The following is a 17952-nucleotide window of genomic DNA, read 5'->3' on the forward strand; positions in this document are numbered from 1 at the left end:
AACGCAAGCCTCGCAAACCCTCTGGATTCCCGCCTTCGCGGGAATGACGAACGCATCCAGTGCAAGGAAGGCATCTCGCATCGGCGAATGCCTTACTTCAGACGGCTAAAGTATTACAAAATATGCGTATCATAGCACGCGGGCCGGGCGCGCCGCACTGCCACCATTTCGATTTGTTGCCGAATACAATGAAATAACCTTGTAACGATGAAGGAGAGCCATCGCCATGAAAGACCTTGCCGTACGCCTGTTTCAGCCGCTTCCGCAATCGCTTGCGCCGTCGGTTGGCTTGTTGCTCATGCGCCTGATCGCGGGATTTGGCTTTATCCTGCATGGCTGGGGCAAGATCCAGAACCCGTTTGGCTGGATGGGGGAAGATGCCGCCGTGCCCGGCATTTTTCAGGCGCTGGCGGCGCTGTCGGAGTTTGGCGGGGGCATTGCCTGGATGATCGGGCTCGTGACGCCCCTGGCGAGCTTCGGACTCTTCTGCACGATGGTCGTCGCGACGCTGATGCACGCCGTGGTGAACGGGGACCCGTTTGTGAATCCGGGCGGCCCCTCCTACGAGCTCGCGCTGCTGTACTGGGGCATCGCGGTGGTCTTCCTGACGGCGGGGCCGGGCCGGTTCTCGCTGGACGCGAAGCTGTTTGGCGAGCGGCGGGCGAACTGAGGATCAGACGACAGGCTTGAACATCGGGCCGAGGGCTTTGCAGATCGCGGTCTGGGCTTTGCAGGCGATTTCAAAGCGGGCGCGCATTGCGGACGCGTCCCCGGTGGCGACCGCGTGGGCAAAGGAATCGATATCCCAGGCGGGCGCGGGCGTCAGCGGGGGAAGCATGATGTTACCGGCCCGCCCGCGAATGATATCGGGTTCGTAGCCCCGCCCGGGCATGTAGACCGCGACGGCGGACAGCGATGGGTAGTCGAGCGTGAGCGCCACGGCGTCGGGCGTCTCGCGGGGGTCCCGACCGAAGGCCCCGCCCAGGGCGGACGCGCGCGGTGTCCCGTCCGGGAGGAGGTGGCGCATCATGGGGTAGACGTTGTTGAAGAGCTCCCGGGCGGCGGGCCCGAGCGAGCGGGCGGCGCAGCGTGCCCAGTGCCCGGCGGGCTCGTCTGGCCCCGGTTTCAACGCCACGTGTATGCGGTATGGGGTCTTCTTCTCCGCCGTGAGTTGTGCGGCGGCGTCGCGCCAGCGCCGTTCCTGGGCGGGGTCCATCGCAACACAAATCACGCGATCGGATCGATCGGCCGCCTCGCGAAGGCCCTGAATGCTTTGGGCATCGAGCGCGAGGGGCGGCAGCACGTAGACGTGCTTTCCGGCCTCCAACGCGCGGCGGGCGATTTCCGCGTGGGAATCGTCGGGCGTGGCGATCAGGATGGCGTCGAGATCCGGGCTTTCGATCATGGGTTCCCAGCCGGATTCCAGCGCGGCGCCGGTTTGATCGGCGATTGCGCTCGCGCGGTGCGGATCCAAGTCGCAGAGACGCGCGATTCGCATCGGGGCGCCGGGGCGCGCGAGGATGTCCGCCAGCGCGTGGCCGCCACCGCCGCATCCGATGAGCCCGGCGCGGGGGGGCACTGAGGATTTGGCGTGGCTGGGCGCGGCCGCGACGGCCAGGCCGGCGGCGCCCGCGGCAATGAACTGGCGCCGGGAAAGCGTTTTTGTGGACATAATCGCGGAATACCTGCGGTTGTGTGCTGAAAACTGAGCACAGCATGCAACAGGCGCTCGGCGAAGTCAAATCCGGCGTGTTACCGGGCCGCTCCATCGCGCTCTGGAAGGGCTGGCGCGTTCGGGGAGGGCGTGTTATCATGCCCGGGGCAGCGCGCGGGCGCGCTTTTCAGCCCTGTTCAATGAGGAGGTTCGCCATGTTTTTCTCTGGTTTCTGGGTGATTGCGGGGGCGCTATCCGTTGCGGCGATCGCCGGGAGCGCGCCTGCCGAGACGCCGCCAAACATCGTGGTAATTTTCTGCGACGACCTGGGCTATGGGGACCTGAGCAGCTACGGCCACCCGACCATCCGGACGCCGCACCTGGATCGGATGGCCGCGGAAGGTCAGAAATGGACCAGCTTCTACGCCGCCGCGCCGGTGTGCACGCCGAGCCGCGCCGCGCTGCTCACGGGGCGCCTGCCCGTGCGCAGTGGGATGACGAGCAACCAGCGGCGCGTGCTGTTTCCGAATTCGCCGGGCGGAATACCCGCCGAGGAGATCCTGATCTCGGAGGCGCTGCGGGAACGCGGCTACGCGACCGCCTGCATCGGGAAGTGGCACCTGGGGCATCTGCCGGAGCACCTGCCCACGCGGCACGGTTTCGACTACTACTTCGGCATCCCGTACAGCAACGATATGGACCCGGACACCTCGATCCCGCACGCACAGCGTTTCGGCGACCCGAAGGTCGAATACTTCAACGTGCCGATCCTGCGCAACGAGGAGATCGTCGAGCGGCCGGCGGATCAGACCACCATAACGCGGCGTTTCACGGAGGAGGCGATCGCCTTTATGCGCGAAAACAAGGCGCGCCCGTTCTTCGTGTACCTGGCGCACAACCTGCCGCACGTTCCCCTCTTCCGATCACCCGCATTCGAGGGCCGCAGCCCGCGCGGGCTGTATGGCGACGTGATCGAGGAGATCGACTGGAGCATGGGCCGGGTGCTGGACACGTTGCGCGAGGAGGGTCTGGCGGAGAACACGCTGGTCTTGTTTACGTCCGACAATGGTCCCTGGCTCACGTATGACGAGCAGGGCGGTTCCGCGGGGCTCCTGCGCGGGGGCAAGGGCGACACCTTCGAGGGGGGCATGCGCGTGCCGGGGATCTTCTGGTGGCCGGGGCGCGTGCGGCCGGGTATCGTCACCGGGCCGGGGTCCACCCTGGATGTGTTTGCGACGGCGAGCGCGCTGGCGGGGGCGCCGCTGCCGGCGGACCGGGTGATGGACACCCTGGATCTCGGGCCCGCGCTGTTTGACGGGGCGCCGAGCCCGCGCGACCGGATGTTTTTCTACCGCGACGAGGATCTATACGCGATTCGCCTGGGCCCGTGGAAGGCGCATTTCCAGACGCGGAGCGGGTATGGGCAGCCGGAACCGGAGACGCACACGCCGCCGCTGCTCTACCAGCTCGATCACGATCCGGGCGAGCAGTACGACCATGCCGCGGAGCATCCGGAGGTAATTCAAGCGATTGAGGCGGCGCGTGAGGCGCACGACGTCGCGCTGGTGCGCGGGGAGAACCAGCTCAAGGCGAAGATGGAGTAGCGCGGGGCAGCCTCTGACCGCAACCGAATTAATTTGAACCGCGAATGAACGCTAATTCACGCGAATGGTGAAATGGGGCAAGACGTTGGTGGAATGTAACCGTTTGGCCGTCTGAGGCAGTGACGCGCGGCTACAGCGCGAACGGTCTGTTCGCATGCGGGGAAGCGCGGCAAAGGATCGCGGACATTCCGCGGCAAGACAAACGCAAGACATTTCGTAATCGATGCGCAAGTGAAGAGGCCCTGGCCCCCAATGCATACCGCTCCCGGGGCCGCCGGGTTTCTGTTCCAGAGGAATTACGTCTCTTTGTGTCCCAAGCTCACATTGCCGCGGACAGGAATGAGTGTCCGCGATCCTTTGCGCCTTTGGCGCGGTGTCGGGCGGGAATGCCGGTGGCCCTACGGGCAGAGTGCGAGGCTGGGGTTGGGCGTGACGGTGAAGTCACTCGTGCGGCCGTGCTGGAGAAGGCTGTCGGCGGCGGCGGCGATCATGGCGCCGTTGTCGATGCAGTATTCGAACGGCGGCAGGAAGACTTCAATGCCGAGGCCGGACTGCGCGCGCTCGCGGAGGAGCCGGTTGGCCGCGACGCCGCCGGCAATGACGAGGCGCTTCGCGCCGGTCTGCGCGATGGCCTGGCGGGTTTTGATGATGAGGATGTCGATCGCGGCGGCCTGGAAACTGGCCGCCACGTCCGCGATGTTTATGCCGTCGCCGCCTTCCTTCAGGGCGTACAGCACAGCAGTTTTGAGGCCGCTGTAGCTGAACTCGAGGTTTCCCTTGGAGCGCATGGAGCGGGGGAAGTCGTAGGCGGCGGGGTCGCCGTTTTTCGCGGCATCCTGGATGCTGGGTCCGCCGGGGTAGGGCAGGTCCAGGAGGCGGGCCACCTTGTCGAAGGATTCACCGACGGCGTCATCGCGCGTGGCGCCCAGGATTTCGTAGTGGTGGGGGCGATCGCATTGGACGATCTGCGTATGCCCGCCGCTGACAATCAGCGCGAGGAAGGGGAACTCGGGCGCGCGCTCCCCGAGGAAAGCCGAGAAGAGGTGGCCCTCGATGTGGTGCACGGGTACGAAGGGCTTGTTCCAGGAGAACGCCAGCGCCTTGGCGAAACTGAGGCCAACGAGGAGCGAGCCCATGAGCCCGGGTCCCTGGGTGGCCGCGATGGCGTCTATCGCTTCCACCGGCGTGGCCGCGGCGTCAAGCGCCTGGCGGGTCAGTTGGGAAATGACGCGGGTGTGCTGGCGGGAGGCGATTTCCGGCACGACGCCCCCGAAGACTTTGTGAATGTCGATCTGGGATGCAATTTCATTGGCGAGCACGCGGCGCCCGTCCTTGACGACGGCGACGCCGGTTTCGTCGCAGGAGGATTCGAAGCCGAGGACGATGCTCATTGCAACAGTTCCGATACATGCACCAATTCGATATTGGCCTGCTTCAGGGCGGGAATTTCCCGGGCCAGCACGGTGGCGGTCGCCGGGGATTGGAAGTGGCCGATCCCGATGGCGTATCCGCGCTGGCGGGCCAGCCGGAGGAGCTCCTCGAATTGTGCGCTCACGCTGGCCTCGCTGGTGTCATTGTCGAGGAAGACATCCCGGCGCGCGGCGGGGATGCCCATTTCGACGGCAGTCTCGTAGGCGACGGTCCGCGATCCGGTGACGCTGTCGACAAAAAAGAGGCCGCGTTCGCTGAGCACTTCCAGAAAGACCTCCATTTTGGCCTTGTCCGACGTGTAGCGGGAACCGGTGTGGTTATTCGCGCCGGTCGCCATGGGAAACTGGTCCAGCGCGGCGCGGGTCAGTTTTTGGATTTCCTCATCGTCCATGTGGGTGTAGATCGTGCCTTCGGCCGCCCGCCCGTTTGAACCTTCGGTTTCCATGGGCATGTGCAGCATGATCTCGAAGCCGAGTTCGGCGCCGCGCTCGGCCGTTTCCACGCCAAAGGGCGTATTGGGGAGGATGGCCAGCGTCAGCCGGTTGTCGAGCGCGAGTATGCGATCGGTGTGCGTGCTGTTGTTGCCGCCGTCGTCGATGAGAATCGCGATCCGCGCGGGGGCGGTTCCGGTAAGGGGCGGGGCCTGGCGCGCGCTTCGCGGTGCGGGCGGCGCGGGCTCTTCGGGTGTGTCGGGGGCGCGGGCGTCCTCCTCCATACCGTGGTCCGGCTCTGTTTCCGGCTCGGGCTCCGGTTCGGGTTGCGGGTCCCGGGCTTCGGGCGGCATCGGGGGCGTGATCTCCGGGTACTCGGGTTGGGGATCGGGCCGCGGGGGCTCGGAACCGGGTTCAGGGGGATCGCTGCCCGCGATGCCCTTGCCGAGGAGCGCGGCGCCGCCGCCGGAATCGTCCGGATCCCGGTCCGGGGCCGGGGAGGTGGCGCATGCCAGGCCCACGCAGGGTTTGCCGGCAATGGTGAGCAGTATATCGACGCCCTCGGGCAGATTCGGGCTGGTGCTTGCCTCAACGCCGGGGAGGGTGTTGGCGGCTTCGATGCGCGCGCGGAGTTCACCGGTGGTGAGGCCCGGGGGGAGTTCCGCCTGGAAGGCGGTGTAGCGCCAGCGCGCTCCGAGATCTTCGCGATCCTCGGTGACGCCACGCGCGTAGATCGCGCCGCTTCCGAGGGACTCGAGTACGTCTTCAACCAGATTCGCGGCCATTTCGCTTGAATTGCGCAGGTCGCTCCGGTGCGCCTCGGCCGCCTGGCGCCCGGAATTGACGATGGTGATTTCGGCGAACGGAATATCGTCGGTGTAGAGGGAGACCCGCTCGCGCCCGGCGGCGGGATCGCGCTCTTTATCCAGGAGCTTGACGAAGTGGTTGCTGAGCTCTTTCCTGAGTTGTTCCTTGAAGGCGCCTGCGTCGAGTTCGCGCGGGAGGGTAACGGCGAACCGGTGGGCGCGCCAGTGGGTCCGCCGCCCGCCCCGGTCCATCGAGGCTTCCACGGGCGGTTCCCGCGAAATGTTTGCGGCGGGCACATACTGCTCGCGGAGGATGCGCTCGGCCAGGTCGGCGAGGCGGTCGGTTTCGGGGCCCAGGTTGACGGGGCGCGAGAGCCAGAACCAGGCCCCGAGCATGCCGGCTAGAATGGCCAGCGTGGACAGGGCCATGAAGGCGATGATGTAGTAGGCGGCGCCGGGAACGCCGGCCTGGTGCTTGCGGGAGGCGGGCATCAGAAATCGACCCATTCAATATCGTGAAGGGGGGTTCCCAGGAATTGTTCGCCTACCTGCATGAAGGAATCCGGTGCGTCGCTGACAAAGAAACGGAAGCGCGGGATCATGGGGCGTTCGCCGCACAGGCCCATGGCCTCGAGGGTCTCCTGTACGGCGGCGGCGGTTTCCTCGGCGCTGTCGACCAGTGTAACAGTTTCTCCGGCCGTTTCCGCAATGGCCTCCTTGAGCAGGGGATAGTGCGTGCACCCGAGGACGAGGGTGTCGATGCCGTTTTCGAGGAGGGGCAGCAGGTACTCCCGGGCGATGGCGGACGGGATTTCGCCGCGGGTCCAGCCTTCCTCGGCCAGGGGCACGAAGAGCGGGCAGGGGCGCGTGAAGACTTTCAGATCGGGATTCAGCGCCCGGATCGCCTGGGGGTAGCGGCCGCTGCGTATCGTGCCGCTGGTGCCGATCACGCCGATGCGCCCGTTTTGCGTGGCGCGTACGGCGGCGCGGGCTCCGGGCTCGATCACGCCGAGCACGGGCACGTCGAGGTGATCGCGGAGGGCGTCCACGGCGAAGGCGGAGGCGGTGTTGCAGGCGACGACCATCATCTTGATATCGCGGGCGACGAGGATCTCCGCGCAAGCGCGGGCGTAGCGGATGACGGTCTCGGGGGATTTTGTGCCATACGGGACGCGGGCGGTGTCGCCGAGGTAGATGATGGCTTCGCCGGGGAGACGGCTGGCGATCTGGCGGGCCACGGTGAGGCCGCCAACGCCGGAATCGAACACCCCGATGGGTGCGTGCGCGCCGGTCATGGGGAGGCGCTCAGCGCTGCGCGGCCAGCCACTGCCCATCCGGGCTGACGGGCTGGCTGAGGTCGATGTGGGCGGGGAAGGCGTCGGTGGGCGGCTCGTCTTCGATCAGAAACCGGACGCGGCGGATCTGGGGCTCCTGCGGGTTTTGCAGCGCGCTCTGGGAGACGGTCTGCACGACGCCCTGGACCATCAGGCTTTCGAGCAGGGCGCTTCCGCCGCGGGTGTCGGCCTGTAGCTCGCGGGAGAAGTTGATAACGAGCTCGCCATCGGGGCGAAGGAACAGGGACTTGAGGTGAACACTTGGCGGCAGTATTGGGGCGATGCCCGATTTCGGTCCCGCGATGAGGGCGGTAAGGGCGGCGCGGGCATTTTCGATTGAGGATTCACTGAAGGGAAGAATCTGCTTCTCCGGCGCGAGCGAACGGCCATCGGCGGCGGCGAAATAGAGCTGGATCTCGCGTTCGCCGAGGGAGGCGATGCGGCTGGACCCCAGGGGGGCGGTTTCGGCGGCGGACTCACCCGGCTGGAATGCGCCCAGGGGATCGCGGCCGCTTGCGGCGATTTCGCGCACCAGTAGGATGACGATGAACAGGAGGATCAGGGTGACCATGGCCCAGATGGACAGAACGAGCTTCTGCATGACGTTCCAGCGAAACGTGCTGCTCATGGGGAGGCCTCCGCGGGCGCGCCGCCGCCGACAAGCTGGTGTATGCCCTCGGCGATGGCTTCGGCGAGCTGGCGCTGATAGGCCTCGGAAGCGAGCCGGGCTTCGTCCTCCGGGTTCGAGAGGTTTCCAAGCTCGATAAGGACGCCGGGAACCTCGCTGGCCTGGTGGAGCAGGAGCGGCATCTCGTGCACGGCGGGCGCGTCCTGGCCGTCAATCGCCCGCAGCGATGCGGCGAGCGCCTGCGCGGCGCGCAACCCGGGTTTCGGGGCGGTGCTCAGTTGCGCCGCGGGGCGGTGCGCGACGAGCGCCGGCCCGCGCGCGCCGGGGGCCATGCTCGCGCCGCAGTGAATGCTCAGCACCAGTTGCGCTCCCGAGCTCTCGATGCTGGCCGCGCGCTGGCCGGCGCCGCGGGCCTCGTCGGCGTCGCGGGTGGCGACGGTCGCGACGCCATACCGCTCCTTGAGCAAACGGCGCACCTGGCCGGCGACATTCAGGCAGAGGTCCTTTTCGAGTAGCCCTCCCGGGCCGGCGGCCCCGGTGTCCTCGCCGCCGTGGCCGGGGTCAACGGCCAGCAGGAAATTGCGCGTGTCCTGAAACGGGGCCGCCGGAAGCGGCGCGGCGGGCGGCGGGGAGACCGATTCCAGCGGCGCCATTTCCAGGTCGGGGGTGGCCTCCGCGGGCGGCGGGAGCGCGACGGATTCGAGCGGCGTCTCCATGGGCTCGATCGCGAGCGCGGAGCCGCTCGCGGCGGTCTCGGGGGGGGCGAAACCAAACGCGGCCCGCAGTACGGGGACCAGGTCTTCAATGGCGATCAGGGCGTCGCTGCCGTAGGCGCGCACGGGGTGCCGCAGGGCGAGATCGGCGCCGGCGGCCTGGAGCGCGTTGGATTCCAGGGGCGCCTCGATCCGCGCCCCGTCGAGATCCATGACGGCGCTGCCGCCGGTGACCGCGAAAGCGGCCCCGATCTGCCGGGCGATGTCGTTGAAGGATGCGTAGGAGACCCCCTGGCTTTTGTATTCGGGCAGGACAAGTGTGGCGGTAACGCCATTGCGGACGACGTCGATGCGCTGCTCGGCGGCGGCGGCGGCGGCGAGCGCCAGCGCCAGCACGGCGAGGAACGGGCGTAGTGAGGTCTTAGAGGAGAATCGGGACATGGACGGCTATCGGCTCTTTTCGAGGTTCCGGACGCGCTGATCAATGATGACGTTGTTTTCGAAAGAACCGGTACCCCCGGGCGACTCGATCGTGAGGAAGAGAATCAAGCCGAATACCAGGAACAGCCCGATGATGACGGCGACGCCTATTTTTTCTTTGGAGCTCATACGTTCACTACCTGATGTTCCGCTGCACGCGGATACCCGCGGTTAGGGGCGCCAAGCCGCCCGCTACTTTCGCTTGTCATCGAATGTCATGCGGACGCCCTTCTGCCCGATCTCCGGCGCCTTTCTCCGGGCGAGTTGTATGTTGGACTGGGCCCGGCTGACCTCGGTGTTCAGTTTATCCAGGCAGGCCTGGCAAAGTTTCTTGGACAGGCTGATGGCCGGCGCGCCGCAGCGCCCGCAGATCGGGCGTTCTCCCGGGGTGAGCTGGGCCACCACGCCCTCGCCCACCATGCGGCGCACCACCGAGACATCCACGTCGGCGAGCTCCGCCACCTGCTCCGGATTCAGATCGCTGTGGAGTTCCAGAACGCCCAGCACCTTTTCCCGGTCGGCCGCCTCGGCCGCCTCGCAGTCCAAGCAGACGGGGGACTTCAACTTGCTGAACATTTTGTTGCACCGAGCACATGACGCCAGGGGCATGGGGTATCTCCTCTAATCACGGGGCCAGTCGTAGCGAACGGACTCCCAGTCTATATCGAGGTTGCCCACCACATTGGCTTTTAAGACCTGTCCGTCGTGGGATACGTTAACGCCCACGCGCACGGAGCGTATGGGGATGTTTTCCTGATCGAGCAGGGCCTTTTCACGCGCCGGGTAGTCCACGCGCAACCATGTGCGCCGCGCCACCGGCAGCTCCAGGCCTTCCCGGCCCTCGTCCTCGGACACATAGCCGAGTGTGGCCCCGGGGGCGAATACGTACTGATCTTCCACGCCATCATCGCGCAACTGGTTCTCCAGCACTGAACGCGCGCCAAAGGAGGCGAGCAATTCATCGCGAGCGGCTTCCGCCGCTTCCGGCCCCTCCGTCTCCAACACCAGGTCGAGGCGCTCCCGCGCCCAGGGGGTCAATTCCAGCACCCGCTCCCAGTCGCCTTCCTGGTAGGCGCGGGCATAACGCCACGCGACGCTGTCCTCGATGCCGGGGGCCCGCTCCGCGGGTCCGCTCACGTTGCCGGACGCCGCGGCGGGCGAACCTGCCGGGAACTCCGACTGCGACATCCGGTATGCGAAGCCGACAATCGCGCCGAGGAGCGCGCCGACGGCCAGGGCCATGAGAAAGCGCCGGGGCCGACTCTGAGTATTCTGTGTCACGTTATAAGGGTATCAAAGAGCAGGCGATGGCGTCAATCAACTGATATAACAGTGAATTTTGCGGCGGGCGCAACAATTAACGCCTCCGGCGGGGCATTCATCCCCTATCGCCGGTAAATCCAGTCGCGTTGCGCATATTTTTCGCGGGCAAGCGCTTCGGCGCGCGCCAGTGCGTCCGGCGGGGGGTGGTCCACGGGCGCGCCGGCCTCAAACGCGGCGGCCAGGGCGGCCTTGAGCGCGTCGGGCGTCGCCGGGACGGGGGCGATGAAATCGCGGTGCGGCCGCGCGCCCCGGTAGTCCGGCCGGTCCTGCGGTTCGCGAAGGTAGCGGTCGATCGCGTCAAGATCGGGCCGGTAGAGCAGGGTTCCGTGGTGTAGGATCGCGTTTCGGCGGCGGCGCTGGGCGTTTCCCGAGATTTTCCGGCCCTGAACGGCGATATCGGAGATGCCCGCGCGTTCGGCGGCGATACCGAGGGTTTTCAGGGCCGCGCGGACGCGATCGAGGATGTAGCGGTAGGAGCCGTGCAGGGACGCGGCCTCGGGATGATTCGCGAGGGTGAGAAACAGCGCGAAGTTGAGAGAGCCGGGACCCTGGAGCACGCAGCCGCCGGCGGTGCATCGCCGCATGATGGGCACGCCGTCGGCCAGGCACCGATCTTCGTGCACCTCGGCGGTCAGGCGCTGGCCGGTTCCGAGCACGACGAACGGCGCGGGGCACTCCCAGAAGCGGATTGTATCCGGCTGCAGGCCCTGATCGACCGCCTCCAGCAGCGCCTCTTCCAGCGCCAGGTTGGTCGCCGGATCGGGGCTGCTGTAATCAATACACCGCATCAGAGACAGGCGCAGTTCAGATCCCGCGCGGCCTTCACTTCATCGAGGCGGCCAACCGGCGTGTTGACCGGCGCGGCGTGCAGGGACTCGGGATCGGAATCCACCAGCGCGGCGATTTCGAGCATTGCGTCGCAGAACGCGTCCAGCGTTTCCTTCGACTCCGTCTCGGTCGGCTCGATCATGAGGCATTCCTTGACGGTGAGCGGGAAGTAGATCGTGGGCGCGTGGAAGCCCCGGTCGAGGAGGGCCTTCGCGATGTCGATGGCGTGGACGCCCTTGTCCGCCTGGGACGAGGCCGTGAAAACGCACTCGTGCATGTAGCGCGCGCTGAAGGCGGATTTGTAGGCGCCCTTCAGCCGGGCGTGGATGTAGTTGGCGTTCAGCACGGCGTTGCGGCTGACTTCCTTGAGTCCCTCGTTGCCGTAGTGCCGGAGGTAGGCGTAGGCGCGCACGGCGATGAGGAAGTTCCCGAAGAAGGCGGCGACCCGCCCGATGCTCTTTTCCGGCGTGGCGAGGGTGTAGCGGTCCCCCTCCTTCACGACGCGCGGGCCGGGCAGGTAGGGCAGCAGGCGCTCGCCCACGCCAACCGGGCCACAACCGGGGCCGCCCATGCCATGCGGGGTGGCGAACGTCTTGTGCAGGTTGTAGTGCATCACATCGAAGCCCAGATCGCCCGGGCGGCACTGCCCCACGATCGCGTTCAGGTTCGCGCCATCGTAATAGAGGAGCGCGTCCCGGGTATGGGCGAGCTGGGCGATCTTCGCCACGTCCTTTTCGAAGAGTCCGTGGGTGTTCGGGCAGGTGAGCATGATGCCGGCGACGTTGTCGGTCAGCATTTTTTCGAACGCGTCCAAATGAATGGTGCCGTCCTTGTCCGACGGGATCTCCACCACCTTGAATCCGGCCATGATCGCGCTGGCGGGATTGGTGCCGTGCGCGCTGTCCGGGATGATAATGGTGTCCTTGTGGGCGTTGCCCTTGTCCTGGTGGTAGGCGGCCATCAGCAGGGCGCCGGTAAGTTCGCCGTGTGCGCCCGCGATCGGCTGGAGGCTGGCGGCCTTCATGCCCGCGACCTCGGCCAGCTGGCGCTCAAGCTCGTGGATGAGCGCGTACGCGCCCTGGCAGTGGTCTTCATAGACCGGGCTGCTGGAGAAATGCGGGTGCAGCTGCGCCAGGCCCGGCTGGGCCGCGGCGACCTCGGCGATCTTCGGATTGTACTTCATCGTGCAGGAGCCGAGCGGGTAAAAGGTGTCGTCGATGCCGACATTCCGCTGGGACAGGTGCGTGAAATGGCGGACGATGTCGATCTCGGCCATTTCGGGCAGTTCGGCATCCTGGTCGCGGCAGAGATCCGCCGGCAGCGCGGCCTGCGGCACATCGAGCGCGTCGAGGGTGAGGGCGCGGCGGCCGGGGCGGGACTTTTCGTAGATCAGCTGCATGAAACGTTCTCCAGCGCGCGCGCGAAGGCGTCGAGTTCCTCGCGGGAGCGCTTTTCCGTCACGGCGATAAGGAGGTCATTGGGTTCGCCCGCGCCGACATCCGCAAGCGGCAATCCGGCGACGAAGCCGTGTTCCAGCATGGCGGCGCACACCTGACGCGCGCCGGCGGGCAGGCGGACGGCGAATTCGTTGAAGGTCGGGTCGTCGTTCAGCACGGTGGCGAAGCCGAGCTGTTTCTTGAGGTATTCCGCTTTCGAGTGGCAGGCGACGGCGAGTTCCTTGAAGCCATCCTTGCCCCAGAGCGAGAGGTGGATCAGGGCGCGCAGGGCGCACAGGGCCTGGTTGGAGCAAATGTTGGACATGGCCTTGGTGCGCCGGATGTGCTGCTCGCGGGCCTGGAGCGTGAGCACGAAGCCGCGCCGCCCTTCACGATCGACCGTTTCGCCGGCGATGCGGCCGGGCATTTTGCGGACATGATCCTTGCGCGTGGCCATGATGCCCAGATAGGGCCCGCCGAAGCCCAGCGGCATGCCCAGGCACTGGCCCTCGCCGATGGCGATATCGGCGCCCATTTCGCCGGGGGTCTTGACCAGGCCCAGCGAAACGGGATAGAAGGACACGACCAGCAGGGCCTTCGCTTCGCGGCAGCGCGCGCCCAGGGCGGTGTAGTCCGCCACCGTGCCGAGGAAACTCGGGTTCTGGACAATGACGCAGGCGGCGTCGGCCGGGTCGTCGCCCTCAACAATGTCGAGCTCAAGGTTGGCTGCGTGCGTGAGCAGCATTTTCCGGTAGACGGGATTGAGGGAGGGGTGCAGCACGACCCGGTGTCGGCGGGTAATGCGGACAGCCATCGTCGCCGCTTCAAAGACGGCCGTGCCGCCGTCGTAGAGCGAGGCGTTGGCGAATTCCATGCCGGTCAGGCGGCACATGGCCGACTGATACTCATAGATGCTCTGGAGCGTACCCTGGGAGCGTTCCGGCTGGTAGGGCGTGTAGGCGGTGTAGAATTCGCTGCGGCCCGAAAGCGCGTCCACGGCGGCCGGAATATAGTGGTCGTAGTAGCCGCCGCCGAGGAAAGAGACCTGTCCGGCCTGGTTGCGGGCGGCGAGGGCGGCCACGTGATCGCGCACCGCCATTTCCGACATGCCCGGCGGGATATCCCACGATTTCATGCGCAACGGGGCCGGGATGCTGCTGAAGAGCTCCTCGATGTCGGCGACACCGATGGTCTCCAGCATGGCCTGCCGGTCGGCCTCGGTGGTGGGGATCCAACTCATGGATGCGTGTACTCCTGAAGGGGCATGCCCGCCCCGGGACGGGCGGGCCGGTATGGTTGACAAGGATTGCGCCGCGGATCGGGCGCGGCCCGGCGAAAATGGGCGCGCCGCGTCCGCTGATAGAGACCCATGCGGCGGGCGCGGCGATACCCGGGGGCGGGCGGCGCGCGGGAAACTGGCTAGCCGAGGCTTTCGACGAAGGCGCGGTAGGCCGAGATGTCCATCAGCGCGTCGAACTCGGTGGCGTCCACTTCTTCGAGCTTGAAGAACCATCCGCCGCCATAGGGGGCTTTGTTGACCAGTTCGGGGCGCGACTCGAGGGCCTCGTTGATCTCGACGACGGTCCCCGACACGGGCGCGTAGATATCGCTGGCGGCCTTCACGGATTCCACGGCTGCGACTTCCTCGCCGGCCTCGACCTCACGGCCGACCTCCGGCAATTCGATGTAGGTGATATCGCCGAGTTGCGCCTGGGCATAATCGGTGATGCCGACGAAATACTGGCCGCCCAGCTCGCCGATCCATTCGTGTTCTTCGGTGTACCTGAGATCATCGGGGTTCATCGAGGCGTTTCCTTCGCGTTTCCACATTGAACCGGGCCGCCGTGCGCGCGAAACCCGGCGGCGGGCTGACTGAACCAAGTATAACGCGGCGCCGGCCCAAAGCGGGGCGATGCCGCGGCTTTCACGGGAATGGCTAAAACTTCTTGCGGCACGTGCCCCCGGCATAGACCGGGATGGCCGCCGTTTCGACGGGGAGATCGCGCGGGCCGGCGGTCAACGCGACGCCCGGGTGGGCCAGCGCCCGCGGCAGATCCGCCAGGCCGACCCCGCAGCCCACGCTGGGGCCGAAGGTGCCGCTGGTGACCGCGCCCACAACCTGGCCATCGTGCTTCAGTTCGAAGCCATGGCGCGGCGCCCGGCGGTCGGCGGACTTGATGGCGACCAGCACCGTGTGATCCCCCGCGTCCCGCTGGGCTACCAGGGCCCGCTTCCCCACAAATTCCTTGTCCCACGCGATGAGTCGGTCCATGCCCGACGCCAGCGGGGTCTTATCGGGGCTCAGATCCTCGCCATTCAGCGGGTAGCCCACCTCGGTGCGCAGCGTGTCGCGCGCGCCCAGGCCGCAGGGGGCCACGTCGGGATGCGCCGCGAGACGCTCCCACAGGGGCACGGCGAGATCGTTGGGGACGAAGATTTCGTAGCCCACTTCGCCGGTATAGCCCGCGCGGGTGACCACGATGTCGCGGCCTTCCCAGTTCAGGCGCAGGCCGTTCCAGTATTTCAGATCGCGCAGCGCCTCGAAACCCAGCGAGAGCATTACATCGCGCGCGAGCGGCCCCTGCACGTCGAGCTTCGCGGTGGCTTCGCTCACGTTCTCCACGCCGGGAATCGCCGAGAGCAGGCTGTGGATCTGATCGAGGGGGCCGGCGTTGGTGACCAGGTAGAGCTCGTCTTCCGCGAGCCGCAGGCCGACGCAATCGTCGATGATGCCGCCCTGCTCGTTCAGGATCGCGCTGTAGCGGCAGAGGCCCACCCGGAGATTCACCATGTCCGAGAATACGAGCCGGTCAAACGCCGCGATCGCCTCCGCCCCCCGCAGCACGAATTCCCCCATGTGCGAGCAATCAAACAGACCGGCCTTCGACCGGACGTGGAGGTGCTCGTCGATAATCCCCGCGAACTGCACCGGAAGCGCCCAGCCGTGAAAGTCCACGACCTTGGCGCCGTGCTGCGCGTAGATGCCGTGCAATGGCGTTTGCCGCATGGTGGCAGCCTCCAAAAAATCACCCGCCGGTCCGACCGCCGGAACGTTCCGGGCCGCATGGCTAAGTGGTTGCTGAAAGATAACTTAAAGGCGCCCAGGCGAACGGCAATTCGATACGTCCCGCCGCTTCACCGTGGTCAGGCCCACGCAATAGCTCGCCAGTCACGGCGGGATTTGCCGCATACTGTGCCAGAAAGCGCCCGGGGAATCAAGATCTCGGGGGGGCGTTGCGCGTTGCGCGGCGTCGGCGGGCGCGTGGCGGTTGCCGGAGTGGCAGATTTTCATCGGCGCGGCCGTTCAAAATGCGTTGCGTCACCCGTTAAGGATGAAAACGGACGGCGGCTTCGCCGCCTGGCAGGCGGCGAAGCCTGCGCTCCCAGCCTTTTGCGCTTCCCCATTAAGACGTGCTGTGCCGTGGTTTGCTTGAGGCACATGTGGAGAAGATGGGGCGTGCAATCATCGGAGCAGTATGACATTGATCGGTCACGGCCAACCCCGTCCGCGGCTGAGGAAATGCCTGCGTTCCCGTTTCGATCTTGAGGGTATTATAAATCAAAGTTGCGTATTGCGCAATAAGCAACTTGACTTCCTTATATTTCCATGCTATCCTCTAATTCAGGATGGAAGTTGAATTCGACGATAACGACCTGGAACGCCTGCTCTTCGACCCCGGATTTCGGTCGCGCCTCCCGGCGGAGGTGGCTGTCGATTTAACGTGTGCGGTGAGCGCATTTCCTACAATTTTGTGCTAACGCCCTATGGCGTCATTCCCGCGAAAGCGGGAATCCAGTGGAATTCGGAGGTTTGTGCGTTCGCGTCGCTGGATCCCCGCGTTCGCGGGGATGACGAATCTGCTCATTCCTTCTATAGTGTAGGGTGAGTTAAGTAAACCGACAGCCCCGGATGTGGTGAAGATGTACCGGAAACGAATGCAGTTCATCCTGAACGCGCCGGACGAACGCTCCTTTCGGACGATGAAGAGCTTTCATTTCGAGGAATTGCGCGGCGACCGCCAGGGCCAACATTCCATCCGGCTGAACAGACAATATCGCCTTGTGTTCCGGTTCGAGGGCGTTTCGCCCGAGAAGCGGCTCGTTGTGCTCGCAGTTGAGGACTACCACTGATATGGCAATCTCCACGAACACCCTCGTCGAAGTCTTCCCGCCCGGCGAGTATATCCAGGACGAACTGGAAGCGCGCGGCTGGCTCCAGACCGATCTCGTGGATATTCTGGGCGTGGACAAGAAGACCGTCAGCGATATCATCGCGGGAAAGCGGAGCATCACGCCCGACATGGCCGTGCTTATCGGCGAGGCCTTCGGCACCGGTCCCGAAGTCTGGCTGAATCTGGACAACGCGTACCGCCTGCATCACACCCGATGCGGCGCGGACCGCGTCCGGGAGGTATCGCGCAAATCCGAACTGTACGCGAAGTATCCCATCCGCCAGATGGCCAACCGCGGCTGGCTCAGCCAGACCAAGGACATGGCGCTGTTGGAACAGGAACTGGCGGCGTTCTTCACGCCGGAGGACCTGGGTTTCGCCGCGCGGCGCTCGGGCGATGAGGCGAAGGAGCCCCTGCAACTGGCCTGGCTCTACCGCGCTCACCACCTCGCCAGGACCCTGCCCGCCGAGCCCTTTTCCGAGACCGCCCTCGCCCGGGCCTTTCCCGAGCTGAAGACGCTCCTCCGCGACCCGGCCGACCTCGTCAGGCTCCCGGAGATCCTCGCCCGCGCGGGCGTCCGCATTCTGATTGTCGAAGCGCTTCCCACCTCCCAGATCGACGGCGTCTGTTTCTGGCTCGATCAGAAAATGCCCGTAGTCGCGCTATCCACCCGGCTCGATCGCATCGACAACTTCTGGTTTACCCTGATGCACGAGTTGATGCACGTCAAATACGGCCACGGCCGCGAACGCGCCATGCTCGACGTCGATATCCTGGGGCGCAAGGACGATATCCCCAAGGAAGAGCGCCTCGCCAACGAAGGCGCGGCGGAATTTTGTGTGCCCCAGGCGGAACTCGAAGCCTTCATCGCCCACACCCGCCCCGGGTTCTCCATGGCGAAGATCACTGCCTTCGCGGAGGACATTCAGGCGCACCCGGGGTTGGTGGTGGGCCAACTGCAGCACCGGGGCGTGATTGAATACCGGCAGCACCGGGGAGCGCTGAAGAAAGTGCGGTCGGCGCTGCTGGCGGACGTGGCGTTTGATGGGTGGGGGGAGGTTGCGACAACAACCGCTTAAATCCCGAGACCAAGTCGGTATGGAACATGACCG

At 65.9% G+C, this 17952-nt stretch carries 18 protein-coding genes; 4 read left to right on the forward strand and 14 right to left on the reverse strand.

The window, feature by feature from the left end; genetic code table 11:
* The first annotated feature begins 226 nt into the window (after positions 1-226).
* On the forward strand, positions 227-670 hold the full coding sequence (locus KF886_10825; GenBank protein ID MBX3177845.1) for a DoxX family protein: 444 nt from the start codon (positions 227-229) through the stop codon (positions 668-670).
* A gap of 3 nt (positions 671-673) precedes the next feature.
* Here the strand turns inward: KF886_10825 and KF886_10830 are convergent, their stop codons facing one another.
* A complete protein-coding gene (locus KF886_10830) occupies positions 674-1672 on the reverse strand; it encodes a Gfo/Idh/MocA family oxidoreductase (GenBank protein ID MBX3177846.1) in 999 nt (332 codons plus the stop codon).
* A gap of 197 nt (positions 1673-1869) precedes the next feature.
* Here KF886_10830 and KF886_10835 point away from each other — a divergent pair, with 197 nt between their 5' ends.
* Positions 1870-3258, forward strand: coding sequence for a sulfatase (locus KF886_10835; GenBank protein MBX3177847.1), 1389 nt, complete (start codon positions 1870-1872; stop codon positions 3256-3258).
* Between the two features lie 398 nt (positions 3259-3656).
* Here the strand turns inward: KF886_10835 and tsaD are convergent, their stop codons facing one another.
* The 13 genes from tsaD to gcvT form a co-directional block, all read right to left on the reverse strand.
* A complete protein-coding gene (gene tsaD, locus KF886_10840) occupies positions 3657-4649 on the reverse strand; it encodes a tRNA (adenosine(37)-N6)-threonylcarbamoyltransferase complex transferase subunit TsaD (protein MBX3177848.1) in 993 nt (330 codons plus the stop codon).
* A complete protein-coding gene (locus tag KF886_10845) occupies positions 4646-6433 on the reverse strand; it encodes a divergent polysaccharide deacetylase family protein (GenBank protein MBX3177849.1) in 1788 nt (595 codons plus the stop codon). Before KF886_10845 ends, tsaD begins: the two co-directional genes overlap by 4 nt.
* Entirely contained in the window at positions 6418-7221 is an 804-nt protein-coding gene (locus tag KF886_10850; protein MBX3177850.1) for a glutamate racemase, read from the reverse strand. Before KF886_10850 ends, KF886_10845 begins: the two co-directional genes overlap by 16 nt.
* A 10-nt stretch (positions 7222-7231) precedes the next feature.
* On the reverse strand, positions 7232-7888 hold the full coding sequence (locus KF886_10855) for a GerMN domain-containing protein (GenBank protein MBX3177851.1): 657 nt from the start codon (positions 7886-7888) through the stop codon (positions 7232-7234).
* The gene (locus KF886_10860; protein ID MBX3177852.1) at positions 7885-9042 is read right to left on the reverse strand and encodes an N-acetylmuramoyl-L-alanine amidase; all 1158 of its coding nucleotides are present in this window, start codon (positions 9040-9042) and stop codon (positions 7885-7887) included. The genes KF886_10855 and KF886_10860 overlap by 4 nt, the downstream gene beginning before the upstream one ends.
* A 6-nt stretch (positions 9043-9048) precedes the next feature.
* Complete coding sequence (locus KF886_10865; GenBank protein ID MBX3177853.1) at positions 9049-9210, reverse strand: hypothetical protein; 162 nt, start codon at positions 9208-9210, stop codon at positions 9049-9051.
* Positions 9211-9273: 63 nt separating this feature from the next.
* Positions 9274-9690 (reverse strand): hypothetical protein, encoded by a 417-nt coding sequence (locus tag KF886_10870; protein MBX3177854.1) that lies wholly within the window; start codon positions 9688-9690, stop codon positions 9274-9276.
* A gap of 12 nt (positions 9691-9702) precedes the next feature.
* Complete coding sequence (locus KF886_10875) at positions 9703-10323, reverse strand: hypothetical protein (GenBank protein MBX3177855.1); 621 nt, start codon at positions 10321-10323, stop codon at positions 9703-9705.
* Positions 10324-10466: 143 nt separating this feature from the next.
* Positions 10467-11192, reverse strand: coding sequence for a lipoate--protein ligase family protein (locus tag KF886_10880; protein MBX3177856.1), 726 nt, complete (start codon positions 11190-11192; stop codon positions 10467-10469).
* Positions 11192-12631, reverse strand: a complete 1440-nt coding sequence (gene gcvPB, locus KF886_10885; GenBank protein MBX3177857.1) for an aminomethyl-transferring glycine dehydrogenase subunit GcvPB — start codon at positions 12629-12631, stop codon at positions 11192-11194. Before gcvPB ends, KF886_10880 begins: the two co-directional genes overlap by 1 nt.
* The gene (gene gcvPA / locus KF886_10890; GenBank protein ID MBX3177858.1) at positions 12622-13908 is read right to left on the reverse strand and encodes an aminomethyl-transferring glycine dehydrogenase subunit GcvPA; all 1287 of its coding nucleotides are present in this window, start codon (positions 13906-13908) and stop codon (positions 12622-12624) included. Before gcvPA ends, gcvPB begins: the two co-directional genes overlap by 10 nt.
* A 179-nt stretch (positions 13909-14087) precedes the next feature.
* Positions 14088-14471 (reverse strand): glycine cleavage system protein GcvH, encoded by a 384-nt coding sequence (gene gcvH, locus KF886_10895; GenBank protein MBX3177859.1) that lies wholly within the window; start codon positions 14469-14471, stop codon positions 14088-14090.
* A gap of 133 nt (positions 14472-14604) precedes the next feature.
* Positions 14605-15675: a glycine cleavage system aminomethyltransferase GcvT gene (gene gcvT / locus KF886_10900; protein ID MBX3177860.1), complete on the reverse strand. Its 1071-nt coding sequence runs from the start codon at positions 15673-15675 to the stop codon at positions 14605-14607.
* A gap of 914 nt (positions 15676-16589) precedes the next feature.
* Between gcvT and KF886_10905 the strand changes: the two genes are divergently transcribed.
* Together KF886_10905 and KF886_10910 are read left to right on the forward strand one after the other, a co-directional pair.
* Positions 16590-16799 carry a type II toxin-antitoxin system RelE/ParE family toxin gene (locus tag KF886_10905; GenBank protein MBX3177861.1) on the forward strand — a complete coding sequence of 70 codons (210 nt, stop codon included), beginning with the start codon at positions 16590-16592 and terminating at the stop codon, positions 16797-16799.
* A gap of 1 nt (position 16800) precedes the next feature.
* Complete coding sequence (locus KF886_10910; GenBank protein MBX3177862.1) at positions 16801-17919, forward strand: HigA family addiction module antidote protein; 1119 nt, start codon at positions 16801-16803, stop codon at positions 17917-17919.
* Positions 17920-17952 lie beyond the last annotated feature (33 nt).

It is taken from the genome of Candidatus Hydrogenedentota bacterium, assembly GCA_019637335.1.
Taxonomy (GTDB): domain Bacteria; phylum Hydrogenedentota; class Hydrogenedentia; order Hydrogenedentales; family JAEUWI01; genus JAEUWI01.

Excerpts from the sequence above, each read along its gene's own strand:
- KF886_10835 (MBX3177847.1), top strand. The coding sequence starts at position 1,870 with ATGTTTTTCTCTGGTTTCTGGGTGATTGCGGGGGCGCTATCCGTTGCG.
- KF886_10850 (MBX3177850.1), bottom strand. The coding sequence starts at position 7,221 with ATGACCGGCGCGCACGCACCCATCGGGGTGTTCGATTCCGGCGTTGGC.
- tsaD (MBX3177848.1), bottom strand. The coding sequence starts at position 4,649 with ATGAGCATCGTCCTCGGCTTCGAATCCTCCTGCGACGAAACCGGCGTC.
- KF886_10860 (MBX3177852.1), bottom strand. The coding sequence starts at position 9,042 with ATGTCCCGATTCTCCTCTAAGACCTCACTACGCCCGTTCCTCGCCGTG.
- KF886_10875 (MBX3177855.1), bottom strand. The coding sequence starts at position 10,323 with ATGGCCCTGGCCGTCGGCGCGCTCCTCGGCGCGATTGTCGGCTTCGCA.
- KF886_10880 (MBX3177856.1), bottom strand. The coding sequence starts at position 11,192 with ATGCGGTGTATTGATTACAGCAGCCCCGATCCGGCGACCAACCTGGCG.
- KF886_10910 (MBX3177862.1), top strand. The coding sequence starts at position 16,801 with ATGGCAATCTCCACGAACACCCTCGTCGAAGTCTTCCCGCCCGGCGAG.
- gcvPB (MBX3177857.1), bottom strand. The coding sequence starts at position 12,631 with ATGCAGCTGATCTACGAAAAGTCCCGCCCCGGCCGCCGCGCCCTCACC.
- gcvT (MBX3177860.1), bottom strand. The coding sequence starts at position 15,675 with ATGCGGCAAACGCCATTGCACGGCATCTACGCGCAGCACGGCGCCAAG.
- KF886_10825 (MBX3177845.1), top strand. The coding sequence starts at position 227 with ATGAAAGACCTTGCCGTACGCCTGTTTCAGCCGCTTCCGCAATCGCTT.
- KF886_10870 (MBX3177854.1), bottom strand. The coding sequence starts at position 9,690 with ATGCCCCTGGCGTCATGTGCTCGGTGCAACAAAATGTTCAGCAAGTTG.
- KF886_10905 (MBX3177861.1), top strand. The coding sequence starts at position 16,590 with ATGTACCGGAAACGAATGCAGTTCATCCTGAACGCGCCGGACGAACGC.
- gcvH (MBX3177859.1), bottom strand. The coding sequence starts at position 14,471 with ATGAACCCCGATGATCTCAGGTACACCGAAGAACACGAATGGATCGGC.
- KF886_10830 (MBX3177846.1), bottom strand. The coding sequence starts at position 1,672 with ATGTCCACAAAAACGCTTTCCCGGCGCCAGTTCATTGCCGCGGGCGCC.
- KF886_10855 (MBX3177851.1), bottom strand. The coding sequence starts at position 7,888 with ATGAGCAGCACGTTTCGCTGGAACGTCATGCAGAAGCTCGTTCTGTCC.
- KF886_10865 (MBX3177853.1), bottom strand. The coding sequence starts at position 9,210 with ATGAGCTCCAAAGAAAAAATAGGCGTCGCCGTCATCATCGGGCTGTTC.
- gcvPA (MBX3177858.1), bottom strand. The coding sequence starts at position 13,908 with ATGAGTTGGATCCCCACCACCGAGGCCGACCGGCAGGCCATGCTGGAG.
- KF886_10845 (MBX3177849.1), bottom strand. The coding sequence starts at position 6,433 with ATGGGTCGATTTCTGATGCCCGCCTCCCGCAAGCACCAGGCCGGCGTT.